Below are 16,003 nucleotides of genomic sequence, written 5' to 3' on the forward strand. Positions count from 1 at the left end.
ATATGACAGGATGTTTGTCGATTAAACCAAAAAAAGTGTTGCCAACATACTGCAAATGACTAATTTCGAAACTGAGTTTAATAGATTTATCCAAAAACTACAAGCAATATTTGAGTAGCGTCAATTAGAGGTTAGTAGTTGAGAAGATTAATTTATTAATAACTTTGACTATTGTTTCTATCTACTGAGCCCTTGTGGTTTTCTCGGTCGGTAGTAGCTGCAGGTGAGCTTTCGGCGCTGGCGCGTTTATTTACGCGAAACTACACTTGCGACACATTTACTGTGACGCAATGTTTGGTATAACAGCAAAGAGGTATCTACTTTTCTTTATTTTTCTTCTATCATGTAAGCTTGTCATAGCGCAAACTGGTCCAGGTGGCGTTGGTAGTAGTTCCACCAATGTACTCTGGTTAAGTGCTGATGACATTTCTGGCCTATTGAACAACGAAGCGGTAGCCACTTGGCCAGATAAATCTGGAAATGCCAATGACTTGGCACAACCCATTGCCGCCCATAGACCCATCTATATTTCAAACGTGTTGAACGGCTTACCCATTATTCGTTTCAATGACGCGAATAATGAGCGTTTGCAAAGACTAGGAATGACTAGGTTGAATTCTGATACTTGGAATACTCAAGAGCTGTCAATTGTTTATGTAAACCAAACGACAGATATAGGTGACGTCATTCTACACTATGAAAATCTCGGACTTATTAATCCTAATGGCTGGTACGAACTTAAGAATAGCGCTAATCTGAATTTTGTGATGAAAGAGATTGATTATTCAATTGGAGAAGCAATAAATATTGATGGATTCCATATTGCTGGTATTGGTATGTCAACTGGTGATGCATACTCTAGTAGCAACCGTCGAAGAATGGAATTTTGGCTAGATGGGAGACTTATAGATGATCGGTCTAATAGTATAGCACGACCGATCGAATTAGAATTTCCTGGGTTTAATCCAGACAACGGAGACCTTACATTAGGGGCTTTCAATTCTGGTCAACTTGCTGCCACTTCACATGCAGGTGATTTTGCAGAGGTGATAATTTTTGATCATGAGTTAAATTCTGCCGAGCAAATAATCATACATAACTATTTGGCCGCTAAGTACAACATTACGATCACCAATGATTATTACGCCTACCAAAGTACACATTCACATGATGTAATAGGCGTTGGTCGAGAAACCTCGGCAGACAGGCATACAGGGTCTATTTCTCCAAGTGGCTTAACGATCATAAGTGGAGCAGGTCTTGATACTGATGGCGAGTATTTTTTTGTTGGTAGCGATGATGGTGATTTCACCACATGGACGGCGACAGAGGCAGCCAATAATGATGCAAATTCTCAACGTTTAGCGCGTGAATGGCGCGTGAGCGAAACAGGCGAACTGGGAGTTATGACTTTTAGATTTGATGTATCTCAAATGCCAGCGCTGCCTTCAGGATATACGGATTATGTGTTGATGGTGGATAGTGATGGAGATTTTAGTAGCGGCGCTAAAGTATATGAGGTGAGCAGCATTTCAGGTAATGAATATAGCTATTCGCTAGATGTCGCTGATGGAGACTACCTGGCCATTGGTATTTTAGAGCCGTCTGTTATTATAACACAATTGAATACGTCTAGAGCTGAAAGTAATGATGCCAACTTTGAGGTTAGCCTTAATTATATACCCAGTACCGATGTCACTTTAAACATTACTTCAGAAGGATCCTCAGCAATACCCGATGAAGATTATGAACAGGTCAATATAAAGGTTGTGATACCATCGGGTTTTGAGGGTAGCGTGCCTTTTGTTATTAGCGTGAACCAAGATACTGATGCTGAGAGCGATGAAACATTCAAAATCACCATTTCACCCGCCAATGAAAATGACCAAGATATTGGTAGTGCTGTACTGATCTATACTATTGAAGATAGTCCTTATGTAGGCTATTTAGGACCCGGTGGTGTGGGAGATAATGCCACGAATGTATTATGGGTTAAAGCTGATGAGATTACTTCATTGAATAATGGCGATGATTTGTCTCAGTGGGATGATTTCTCTGGAAACGCTAACAATCTAGGTGCATCCACGTCCACCTTGAACACCAGAACTTTTCCAGCGTACATAACAGGAGTTATTAATGGGCTACCAGTGGTTAGGTTTAGTGGAGACAACGATAGGTTAGTTAAAAGGGCCTTTAATACTTTTCCGACTAGCGCGATCACGGCTATTTATCTTAATAAAACTACTGATTCGGGAGATGGTATTTTATCCTATGCTATAAGTGGGGGGAACAGTAACGACTTTCTCATCTATGATAGTAATAGCTTGAAGTTTCACCGGGGAGCAACTGAATACGTAACAGGTGTAGCCACAAATAACGATCAATTTAATCGAGTGAATATAAGATGGAGAGATAGTGATGGTTCCCTTTCTATATTCTTAAATGGAACTTCTGCCATAGAACAAGCAGTGGCGGCTTCTGCCATTATTCCGGGTGGATCATTTGCGCTGGCGGGTGAGCAAGATGACGTTGACGATGGTTATGACCCAGGTCAAACACATCAGGGAGATTTTGCAGAGGTAATGCTCTACAATGTTTATTTAAATACGGCTCAAAATATTATTATCGACAATTACTTAGCCGCCAAGTATGGTCTTACGCCTAACACTGACCTATATAGCTATGAAGCAGATCATCCTCACGATGTAGCTGGTATTGGAAGAGTAGATGCTGACAATATTCACAAGGCGGCGATGTCGGATAGTATTTTAAGGATTGAGAAGCCTTCCAATTTAACTCAAGATGGTTCTTATCTATTATTTGGTCATAATGATGGGGCGCTAAGCTGGGACGGTACGGCTGCCAACAAACTCTTGCGTGATTGGCGCTTAGATAAGACAGGAGAAATGGGTTCAGTAGACGTTGTTATTAATACTGTCGATCTGCCAACTTTATCAAACGTTGACCAAACGTATGTTTTACTGGTCGATGCTGATGGAGACTTTAGCGCAGGTGCCATTACTTATTTTCCTAATTCTAATGCAGGAAATGAGTATAAGTTTGAAGGCCTGACCCTTGCTGATGGTAGCTATTTATCTATAGGATATATCACGCCAAGTATAACCATTACTACTAATAACCCAACAAGTGGAATCGAAGCGAATGATTTTGAATTCGATGTATCTCTTAATTTTTCGAGCGGTAATGACGTGACAGTTGAGGTAGGTGTCTCTAGTAGCAGTGCCGATGATTCGGATTATACGCTTAACTCAGCCAACAACCTATTGACGATCCCCGCAAATAGTAGCACAGCAACTTTTACACTATATATATTGGATGATGTCATAGTAGAAGAAGATGAAGAGATTTTAATTAGTGTATCAAACGCTATTATAGCACAAGATGATGAAATCAGCTATACAATTCTAAATGACGATCAGGTAATAGTGGACTTTGGTGCTAATGAATATATTGGTTTTGAAAACACAGCTGATAACAATAACAATGCTAACCCAAGCATAGCAATCGAATCAAATCAATCTCTTACTTCGGATTTAGAGGTTTCATACACTATTTATGCTTCTTCAAGCACCGCAGCGTATGACGATGACTATACCATAGTTGGTTTAGGAAACATTACCATTCCAGCAGGAGCTACAACGGCTGAAATTTCCGTTCAAATTCAAGATGATGGTCTTTTTGAAGGTGGTGTTAATGAATACGAAATTTTTTACCTAGATATAGATCAAGAGGCTAATCCTGAAATTACCGTCGGAAATATAAGTAGAATAGCCTATCGAATTTACGATAATAGTAATAGTCAACAACCCAATTTAGGGTTTACGAATACTACAAATAGTAATTTTGAAACGTCAGATGCGACCATTGATGTTAATATGAGCACTATATCTGGTGTCAATGCTACTGTAGATTATACAATAACAGGTGGTACCGCTACTCAGGGTACAGACTATACGTTACAAAATGGTACGCTCACGATTCCAGCTGGTAGCACTATGGCCTCTATCGATGTATCAATCGTACATGATGAACTAGAAGAGGGTGATGAAACCATTATACTTGAGTTAAGCAATCCGTCTCAAGCTGCTTTAGGGGGAAATACAATCTATACATATACAATTCTAGATGCTCCCAAACTCTTGTCAACTGGTCCGGGAGGTGTTGGCGATTATAAAAACAATATATTATGGCTTCGGGTGGATGAGCTTATAGGTTTGACTGATAACGAGGACATTAATAGTTGGCCTGATAATTCAGGCAATGAAAATGCCCTAGACCCACCTACAAACCGCAATCCCACTTATGTGACTGGTGTAGTCAACGGTTTCCCTGCGGTGAGGTTTGATGATACAGAAAATGATCTTTTGACCCGTGCGGTACTATCCAGAAGTGATGGTTTATGGAGTAATAATGACCTGTCGCTCATTTATGTCAATAAAACGACAGACAGTAATGACAGGCTCTTTAATTATGAGGTTTCAGGTGATGCTGATGCCTATTACACATTTGAAAATAGTCAGGAATTTGCATTCACCAGAAACCAAACGGCTTATAGTCTAGGCAGTGCATTAAACGACAATACATTTCATATAGCTGGTATTGGGATGAATGTAACGGACGCTGGTTCTACTATTGAATATTGGGTTGATGGTTCCTTTACTTCTGGCTCCAATGATTATGATTTTAGTAGTGAGACCTATACACCTTCTCCCATAAGTGAGGATGGTAGTTTTACCATGGGTGGCTTAAGTACTAGTCCAACTCAAGCCACTTCACACGCTGGTGATTTTACAGAGGTGATAGTTTTTGATGATAAGTTAAATTCTGCTGAGCAAATAATCATACATAACTACTTGGCAGCCAAGTATAACCTTGTGATTAGCAATGATTATTATGCACACCAAGCTACTCACAAGTATCATGTGATAGGGGTAGGGCGCGAAACTAGTACGGATAAACATGAAATTTCCGTATCGGAAAGCGGTATTGGTATAGAAGCAGGGGCGGGTCTTGATACTGATGGCGAGTATTTTATTCTAGGGAGCGATAATGGTGATTTCACTACTTGGACAGCGACAGAGGCAGCCAATAATGATGCAAATTCGCAACGTTTAGCGCGTGAATGGCGCGTGAGTGAAACAGGTGAACTGGGAGAAATGACTTTTAAAATAGATGCATCTCAAATGCCTGCGTTGCCTTCAGGATATACGGATTATGTGTTGATGGTGGATAGTGATGGAGACTTTAGTAGTGGCGCTAAAGTATATGAGCCTACTTCCAGTCTGGCAACGGTATATTCCTATCTGCTGGATGTCGCAGACGGAGACTACCTGGCCATTGGCATTATAGACCCAACCCTTAGTATCACGCAAGTAAATACGTCTAATGCTGAAAGTAACGATGCCAACTTTGAGGTTAGCCTTAACTATATCCCTAATACTGATGTCACTTTAAATATTACCTCTTCAGACGAAACTGCAACAGCAGGTGAGGATTATGAAGGAGTAAGCATGGAGATTGTGATACCATCGGGTTTTGAGGGTAATGTGCCCATTCTTGTTAGCGTGAACCAAGATGATGAAGCCGAGAATGATGAAACATTTGAAATCACCGTTTCACCCGCCAATCCAAATGACCAAGATATCGTCAGTACTGACCTGATCTATACCATAGAAGATAGCCCATCTGTAGGCTATTTAGGGCCCGGTGGTGTGGGAGATCATGCCACCAATGTGTTGTGGGTTAAAGCGGATGAGATTACTGGTATAGCAGGTGATGGGATTTTAGAGCAGTGGGATGATTTTTCAGGGAACGACAACGATCTAGGTCAATCCACTTCCAAATCGAACGAAGGAGAATTACCTACATATAGAACAGGAGTTATTAATGGGCTACCGGTGGTCAGGTTTAGTGGAGACAACGATAGGTTAGTTAAAAGGGCCTTTAATACTTTTCCGACTAGCGCGATCACGGCTATTTATCTTAATAAAACTACTGATTCGGGAGATGGTATTTTATCCTATGCTATAAGTGGGGGGAACAGTAATGAGTTTCTCATCTATGACAGTAATAGCTTGAAGTTTCACCGGGGAGCAACTGATTACGTAACAGGTGTAGCCACAAATAACGATCAATTTAATCGAGTGAATATAAGATGGAGAGAAAGTGATGGTTCCCTTTCTATATTCTTAAATGGAACTTCTGCCATAGAACAAGCAGTGGCGGCTTCTGCCATTACATCAGGTGGATCATTTGCGCTGGCGGGTGAGCAAGATGACTTTGACGACGGTTATGACCCGGGGCAAACACATCAAGGAGATTTTGCAGAGGTAATGCTATTCAATGTTTATTTAAATACAGCCCAAAGTATAATTATCGACAATTACTTAGCGGCCAAGTATGGTCTTACGCCTAACACTGACCTATATAGCTATGAAGCAGATTATTCTCACGATGTAGCTGGTATTGGAAGAGTAGATGCTGACAATATTCACAAAGCAGCGATGTCAGATAGTATTTTAAGGATTGAGAAGCCTTCCAATTTAACTCAAGATGGTTCTTATCTATTATTTGGTCATAATGATGGGGCGCTAAGCTGGGACGGTACGGCTGCCAACAAACTCTTGCGTGATTGGCGCTTGGATAAGACAGGAGAAATGGGTTCAGTAGACGTTGTTATTAATTCAGAAAGGCTTCCAGATTTACCAGAAGGCACAAGTTATGTTTTGTTAGTCGATGCTGATGGAGATTTTAGTGCAGGTACCACTACTTACTTGTCAAACTCCAACGCAGGAAGTGAGTATAAGTTTGAAGGCCTGACACTAGCCGATGGTAGTTTTTTATCCATTGGATATATCACGCCAACTTTAACCATTACGACTGAAAGTCCTGCAAGCGGTGCCGAATCAGATGACTTTGAATTCGCGGTCTCTATTAATTTCACGAGCAGCGAGGAATTTACGTTGGAGGTAGATGTTACTAATGTTACTGCGGATAACTCAGACTATAACCTTAGCGCTGCAAACAACAAGTTAATTATACCTGCCAACAGTAATGAAGGAACTTTCACGCTAGATATAGTGGATGACAGTATATTAGAAGGTGATGAAGATATTTCAGTTAGTGTATCAAACGCTTTTATAACACTAGATGATCAAATCAGCTATACGATTTTAAATGATGATAAGGTGGACTTATGGTTCAATCCTCAAATTTACATTGCCAATGAAACCAACGTAATATTTCCAAGCATTGAGGTTAAGCTAGAATATGCAATTGGTTTCGATTTAGAGTTATCTTATACAATCGACGATGTATTCAGTATCGCAGCGTATGGTGAAGACTATACCCTTGATGGTTATAGTACTATTGATGGTTTTGGTACTATTACTATACTAGCAGGAGCTACTACAGCTCAAATTCCCGTAACTATTATAGATGACCAACTATATGAACAGCCCGAGCCTTTCTATACAACACTGAACGGTGATGATAGAATAGAATTCATAAACCTAAACCCTCAAAGCGCTGCAAGTCCCGCTGAGGCAGGATATCTAATCGTGGACAATGATAATGGAAATATTCCTGCCGTAAGCTTTAGCGGTACCTCAGCTTTTGTGAATGAGACGGTAGGTACGGCTAGCATAGGGGTAAGTTTGAGCCAAGTTTCAGGGGCCGAGACAGTCGTAGATATTTACTATGGTGGCAGCACGGCTACTTCGGGTAGTGATTACATGCAAAATACCACGGAAATCTCAATTCCAGCTGGGCAAACGGAGGCTTTTATTGAACTACCTATCATTCATGATATGATAGAAGAGTCACAAGAAACAGTTGTAATGACCCTCGAAAGTCCTGAGGATGCTACTTTGGGAAGTAATATCACTTTCACACTAACTATTATTGATAGCCCTACAATAGGAATTACTGGCCCAGGCGGAGTTGGTAATAGCACTACTAATGTGCTTTGGTTAGTTCCAGATTCATTTGAAAAACATGACAGTGATGTTAGTAAAATTGAAGAATGGATAGACTTATCCGGAAATGCTAACAATGTTTCTCAGTCGGTAACGGGCAATAGCCCAGTCGTTTCCACAGTTTCTGCTAATGGATACAAAGGCGTACTTTTCGATGGTGCCGATGACCGACTCCTATTAAATCCGTTTTCGAATTTTCCAACGAGTGCTATTACAGCTTTATACGTGAATGCCACTTCGGACAGTGATGATGGATTACTATCCTATTCAGTCGGTGGTGCTGGCCTGAGTAATGAGTTTTTAATTTTCAATAGCAATAGCCTTAAAACCTATATCAATAATACAGAGGTTACTACAAGTGTAGCCGTAAATAATAACGCATTTACTATATCTGGTCTTCGTTGGCAATCATCAGATGGTAGTTTGAAGATTGAAAAAAATGGTGACGGTAGCACTCAAACTTTAACTGGACCTGCCATGACTTCAGGGGGGAGCCTGTCTATTGGAGGAAGACAAAATGGCTTAAATACAGGTTATCTGGCGTCAGAATTTCATCAGGGTACTTTCACAGAGATTATAATGTACAATACCTTTCTCAATGAAACGCAGAATATAATTGTGAATAATTACCTGTCTGCCAAGTATGATATAGCCCTAGCGGCGAATAATATTTACGACAAAGACGATGGTGTGAATGGAGACTTTGATTTTGAAGTCGCAGGGATAGGTCAAGTCAGTATTTCAGATAGGCACTTGGAAGCGCAAGGAACTGGCATAGTAAGCATTGGTAACCCAAGAGGTATTGGGGATAATGAATTTCTGATTTGGGGTCATAATAATGCTGACTTGAAAGCAGCAAGTCTGAATGTACCAATGAACATTAGCCGTAGGCTTGACCGTGTATGGAGGGTGAGTCAAGTAGATATATCAGGAACTACAGTAGATGTTGGTGCTGTAGATTTAAACTTTGACCTCACAAATTTGGGTTCAGTAAGGCCAGAAGATTTAGTGTTGCTGATCGATAGCGATGGCGACTTTTCCTCAGGAGCAACAGAGGTTACTGGAGCCACAACATTCAATGAAAGTGATTATGGTTTCAGCGAAGTAGTCATACCCGATAATAGTTATTTTACCCTTGCAACACGTAATACCAATGAGACACCACTTCCAGTTGAGTTATTGTTTTTTGAGGCTGAGATAATAGACAAAAGAAACGTAAAGCTGAATTGGGCCACTACTGCCGAAGTGGAAAACAGTTACTTCGATGTGGAACGTAGCACCGACGGCATTGTCTTTGAAAGCATTGTCACCATCCCTGGCAGCACATTGAGTGAAGAGCGAATCAATTACAACTATACAGATCTTGAAGCCTCTAATGGTCGAAATTACTATCGCCTTAAACAAGTAGATAACAGTGGAGCAGCGGAATACTCAAAAGTAGCAAGCGTTTCTTTGAGCAGAAACTTGGACGATTACGCCATTACGCTATACCCCAATCCAGCGGAGTTGAATAGTGTAGTCAACATCTCTTACCTGTCAAATTCTATGGAGACCATGCACATTAAGGTGATAAATAGTCAAGGTGTAACTGTATTGGATGATCAATGCGAAGTTAAACCTGGAAGTAATGTGATTGAGTTAAATACTAAAAATTTCAATTCAGGAGTTTATATCATAAGCCTTTACAATTCGGCTATTGGATCAAAGCTATTAAAGCTATTGATTAGATAATGACTGTGGGGGGAAGGTCCTCTAAATGTATGCGAGGAGCAAAATATATAATGTAAATTAAAAAATATTGTACGTAAATGTAATTTGGCGCATACAGAAAGGCTAAAATTCATTATCATTGTATAGCATTACTTGGAGTTAAACTTCTTTAACACCACAGATCTGAACCAGGCGGATTTGCTACTTGCAACTGTACTATAAACCTTACCCAAAACTATTTTTTGATAAAAAGCCCGTTTAAACTGGTTTTGCTTATCACTTAGGTATAGGACGAAGCTCTTTTTAAAATTCTTAAAGACGCATAGTACAAAATACTGATTTTAATAAGGCATGAGCAATTTTCCAACTAAGCAGTATAGTTTGTAACAAATGGTGAAGGGATAAAAACTAAAATATTGATCAAGTCTAGACAGAGGGTCTAGCATTTTTTTGAAATAAAATAGGGTGTTAAAACCTGATAGTGGCTGGCGAATAATTATGAGTGTTTATGTGAAACGGTCTGAAAAAGACGCTGACAATTCATTTGTCTTCGGGCTACTTCAGGCAGAATACCCAACAATTGAGGAGAATAATTATTTGTTTGATTTTGTTCAAAGCACAGTTCATCCTGTTTGGGCAAACTGGCCCCGGTGGCGTTGGTGACATGTCTACGAATGTATTGTGGGTTAATGCCGATGGTATCTCAAATGTGCTAAACGGCTCAGAATTGAAGTTATGGTACGATTTCTCAGGAAATGGTAATCACTTATCTAAATCTGGCTCTACGAATGCGACACTACCGGATTATATAACAAATGTTATCAATGGTCTACCCGTGGTTAGATTTAGTGGAAATCATGATAGGTTAGTTAAAAGTGTATTTAATACTTTTCCTACCAGCGCGATCACCGCAATTTATGTTAATAAGACTTCAGATAATGGAGATGGTATTTTATCTTACTCATATGGTACCGGGGCGGATAGTAATGGATTTCTAATTTTCAATAGCGAAAACTTGAAGTTTCACAGAGCCTCAGCCAACTTGGAGACAAATGTTAATGTTAGTAATGGCCAATTTAATTTGGTGGATATAAGGTGGAGAGATAGCGATGATCAGCTCTCTATCTTTGCAAATGGAGGAGTAACTTCAGCTTTTAATGGGACAGTGGCAGCGTCAGCCATTACCACTGGTGGAACTTTGGCCCTTGCCGGTGAGCAAGATAGCATAGACGATGGTTATTCCTCAAGTCAAACACACCAAGGAGATTTTGCAGAGGTGATCCTCTATAACACTTATCTCAATGATGCCCAGCTAATTATAGTCGAGAATTATCTAGCGGCCAAGTATAGCCTTAGTATAAGCAATGACTATTATGACTATCAGGGAAGTTACGGATATGATGTAGCAGGTATTGGTAGAGTAAATGCTAATAATGTACATAACGAAGCTATGTCTGATAGTATCATTAGCGTAAATTCCGCCACTGACCTCAATGACAATGAATTCTTATTATTTGGACATAATAATGAAGATGTTCTGAATTGGGTTAGTGAATCTGATGCAACTTTTAGTTATCGAATAGCAAGAGCGTGGCAAGTAGATGAAAGCGGAGAAGTGGGTAACGTAAACATTGAAATTGATGTGAGCCAACTCCCACAATTACCCAATGGTTATGAAAATTACCAGCTTATAGTATCCACAAATGAGGACTTTACGGATGGGGTCACATATGACCTAACCCTCATGAGTGGCACAATTTACGGAGTAAACGAAGTAAACCTGACAGCTGGTGAATTTGTGTCTCTAGTTATCCCAAATACTGTACAATTTACCGTCACGCAAGCCAATATTTTTGAGGGAAATGATTTAACCATTGATATTGAAATTAGCCAACCACTGACCGAGGATGTTCTGATAGGGTTGAGTTCAGCTAATGGGAGTGCAATTGTAGTTGATGATTTTTCTTTACCACAAAACCAGTTGACCATTGTAGCTGGGAATACCACTGCAGAATTAACGATTACCATCACTGATGATCAACTTGTAGAAGCAGACGAAATATTTAATTTATTATTAGAAAACGTACCTGATGGACTCACGATAGGGACTAATGCTAGCCTTGAGGTAACTATATTGGATAATGATGATGATAGAAAAATCTACTTTGGTACAGGCGCTGCCAGTGGCAATGAAGATGTGGCAAACGTAACCATTCCAGTTACCCTCAGTTTAGCGAATGCAAATTCGAATACCAGTATAGACTATAGTGTAATAGGTGGTACGGCTACTATAAACAGCGATTATACATTCAACGAAGGTACTTTAACCTTTAACACTGGAGAAACACAAGGGGCAATTAGTTTTACCGTTAATTCAGATTTCTTATTTGAGAATGATGAAACTATCGTGGTACGACTTTCTAACCCTATTGGTGCCAATTTGAGCAACTCGCAACCAGTGGAATACACATATACCATTCTTAATGACGATTCGAATATCTATATGAATTTCACTTCATCCTCAGCTACTGGGGGAGAAGATGACGAGATTGTGACAGTTGAAATCTCCCTCTCTGAAAGTATACCAGCTGATTCTGAAATAGACTATGTAGTTTCTGGAAGCAGCACGGCAGATGATACCGATCATGATTTAATAGATGGTGCCATTACTATACCAGCGGGATCAACAACGGGTACTATCACCTTTAGCGTGTATAAAGATGCCTTGGTTGAACCTGATGAAACAATAATCATTGCACTATCTGGCAGTTCAAGCCTCTCCTTAGGAGGACAAAGTGAGTTTACCTATACCATTACCGATTCTCCGCTGGGTTATACTGGTCCAGGAGGAGTTGGCGATGCCACAACACTTGTCTTGTGGGCCCGTGCAGAAGATCTAAACTTGGAAGGGGGGGATAGAGTCAGCGTTTGGCCAGATGCCTCAGGAAACGGCAACGACCTAACACAAAGTAATACTGATTTTCAACCAATATTTAGAACAGCAGAAGAATCCAGGAACAATCGACCAAGAATTGAATTTGATGGAGTAAATGATCGGATGCTTAAGCTAAACTTTACAGATTTCCCTACGCATAGTTATACTATATTGAATACTACTGGTTATACACCGAGTATAGTGCCTTATTTTTCATACGGATCTAGTGCAACAAGCAACGAGATTGAATTTTATGTTGTGGACGAATTTCTCGATCCGGTCGATATTTCAATTAATGGTATCATAGTCGAGAACTTGTCGATATTTCCTGGTTTTCAGGATAATAATACTGCCTTTGCCTATAATAGAATCACCAACCTTTTAACACTGACTCGTACGAATTCCCAAGAGCCCATTACTGGAAATAAAATAATAAATGAAGAATTCGAAAATCTGTCAAATGTCACTGATTTAACTGCAGGCGGAAATTATGTGCTTGGAGCAAGATTCGGAGCGTCTGCTCAAGAGGTTGTTGATGGTGTTCTCATTCCTGCAGAACTCAATATTGATGATAATCTCGGTTTTTTTGATAGTGGATATTTGGAGGCGATCATTTATAATGTTTACCTCAATGACGCTCAACGGCATATTTTACTCAACTATCAGATTGCAAAACATCGTAATTGGGAAGGAGACGAGTGGGTTTACAGGAGTAATTATGGAATTGATTTAGCTGGAATTGGTCGCACCTCTGATCTATCTAAGCATTTAGATGCACAAGGAACGGGCATAGTTCGAATAAACAATGCACAAGATTTGAATGATAATGAATTCTTTCTTTGGGGACATGATGGTGACCTAATGGCATTTGAAACAACTGATTTGCCCTCGGGAATCAATAAAAGATTAGCCCGTACTTGGTCAAGTATTGAGAAAACCATTGCGCCGGATGAAGATAATGCTAGTGCTAGTGTGGACGTTGGAGCTATTGATATAAGTTTTGATATCAGTGAAATTGGGACCATCCCCGTCAGCGATTTGTACCTGTTAATTGATGACGATGGCACTTTTGCCAGTGGAGCTACTCAAATAAGCAATGGCATAGATGACGGAAATGGTGTTATTCGTTTTTCTGGAGTTGAAGATATACAAGATGGGTCCTTTTTTACAATAGGCGCCACTTTGCCAATTGCTGAATTTGAAGTGAGTACTGCGGAAGGTTCAGAAAGTGTCACCGAATTAGAAATAACGGTAAAACTCGATCAAACGGTATCTGATGATGTGGAGATCGCTTACACCGTCGATCTGGGGGGCACTGCAACTCAAGGAGTTGATTTTCAACTCGCAGATGGTACGCTAACAATTACGGCTGGAGCCTCAGAAGCTACCATTTCAGTAAGTATTTCAGAAGACACCTTAGATGAACTTGACGAGACGTTTTCCGTCAGCCTATCATCAGAAGACGTTATTATTGGAACTGTTCCTACTTATACTTATACCATTCTGGATGATAAGATTGGATACTCAGGCCCAGGGGGCATAGGCAATACAAATACCATGGCACTTTGGCTCAAACCAGAAGCATTAATTGGATTAGTTGAAGATCAGGGTCTTGTTAGTGCATGGCCAGATGACTCTGGAAATGGAAATGATTTGACGCAAGGTACCGTAAGTTTGCAGCCAAAGTTTATCGAGGATGCTGCCAATGGTTGGCCGGCAGTTCAATTTTCTGCGACGGCTAACAATTATTTAGAAAGTAGCGGTTTTCTTAACTTTAACTCACAGAGTTTTTCCTTTTTTCATGTGAGTAGGGATGCCTCTACAACTCCAGTTAACGCCTCTATGTATTCATTTGGAAATGAGCATGAGATCGACTATTTCAAAACTGCTGGCCCAGGTATTGAACGCGGGTTCGATCTATACGGTCAATATATTCCTGTACTTAATAATGAAAGATATGACGCTTTTATAATAAATGAATATATCTGGAAGGAGAGAGACTTATCGTATTCGGTGTTAGCTAATAGAGGTGGTGCTATTGGTACCATATCAAATTCAACTTACGCAAGCTTTGATAGACCCACCACTGAAGATGCACCTAATTTTGTATTAGCTTCCAGATATAATCAAGGAGATAGTCCAGTTTATAGCAATTATTATTCGGGTGATTTTTTAGAGTTTGTCGCTTTCAATAAAGGCGTCAATACAGCTCAGCAAGACTTATTGAGGGTTTATTTAGAAATTAAATATGGAATAACACCAACCCTTAAGCTTTATGAACATGGTACGGCTGATGGTGAAAATTTCGTCTTTGATATAGCTGGCATTGGAAAAGTCAGTGATGACGATTACCATATCGATAGTCAAGGAACAGGTATGGTAAGAATCAATAATCCACAAGCTTTAGACAATGGAGATTTTTTAGTCTGGGCCCATGATGGCATAGACCTTCATGAGTCAACTAACGATGTACCAGCTGGTGTTGCCATAAGGTTCGAAAGGAAGTGGCGAGTATCAGAGCTTAGGGATACAAGTCCAGATGATATTTTCGAAGTTGGTGATGTTGGTGCCATAGATATTAGCTTTGATTTAACGGGATTAGGAGAGGTAGATGCGGCCGATTTAGTATTACTGGTAGATAGTGACGGTGTATTTAGTGACGGTGCTACGAGTATTTCTAATGCTGTAAGTGAAGGTGATAATATCTATAAGTTTGAGGGCGTAAATGCTATTAACGATGGAGATTACTTCACATTGGCAACAGCAGATGTAAATGACACACCATTGCCGGTAGAGTTGATTAGTTTCGAGGGTCAGATAGTGAATGGTAATCGCGTGATGCTAGACTGGAAAACTGCCGCTGAATTTCATAATAGTCACTTTCAGGTAGAGCGGAGTCATAACGGAACAGCGTTTGAAGTAGTTGGTATTGTACAAAGTAAAGGAGAAAGCGGAGAGATAAATGAATACTCTTTGATGGATTTAAATCCAATAAATGGTATAAATTACTACCGCCTAAAGCAATTTGATTTAGACGGCTCTTTCGAATACTCACAAATCGTAAGTCTTACCCTAGAAAAGCAATATCAAGAAAGTGAATTTGTTCTGGCACCAAACCCAGTAAACCTAGGAGAAACCCTTGAACTCAAAGTGAACTCATCTACAGCGGATAACTATAATATCCAGATTGTAGATGTGATGGGCAGATCATTATTCAATTATTCGGCCGCTGTAATCACTGGTCAAAATATCATTCGAATCAACACGCATAAGCTATCCAAGGGAGTGAACTTCATGTTAATAAGAGGAACAAAAGGCGAGGTTAAACGCTTTAAGGTTCTGATCAAATGATATTTTCGTA

General features: G+C 39.9%; 2 protein-coding genes. Both read left to right on the forward strand.

Annotation, left to right across the window (positions count from 1 at the left end; all coding sequences use genetic code 11):
• Nucleotides 1–290: 290 nt before the first annotated feature.
• On the forward strand, nt 291–9,728 hold the full coding sequence (locus tag BFP71_RS13990; protein ID WP_069836076.1) for a Calx-beta domain-containing protein: 9,438 nt from the start codon (nt 291–293) through the stop codon (nt 9,726–9,728).
• A gap of 580 nt (nt 9,729–10,308) precedes the next feature.
• Nucleotides 10,309–15,993 carry a Calx-beta domain-containing protein gene (locus BFP71_RS13995; RefSeq protein WP_176723371.1) on the forward strand — a complete coding sequence of 1,895 codons (5,685 nt, stop codon included), beginning with the start codon at nt 10,309–10,311 and terminating at the stop codon, nt 15,991–15,993.
• The last annotated feature ends 10 nt before the right edge of the window (nt 15,994–16,003 follow it).

This window comes from Roseivirga misakiensis (assembly GCF_001747105.1).
Lineage (GTDB): Bacteria > Bacteroidota > Bacteroidia > Cytophagales > Cyclobacteriaceae > Roseivirga > Roseivirga misakiensis.

Bases quoted from the DNA above. Each gene is read 5' to 3' on its own strand.
- BFP71_RS13990 (WP_069836076.1), top strand. From the start codon at position 291: ATGTTTGGTATAACAGCAAAGAGGTATCTACTTTTCTTTATTTTTCTT.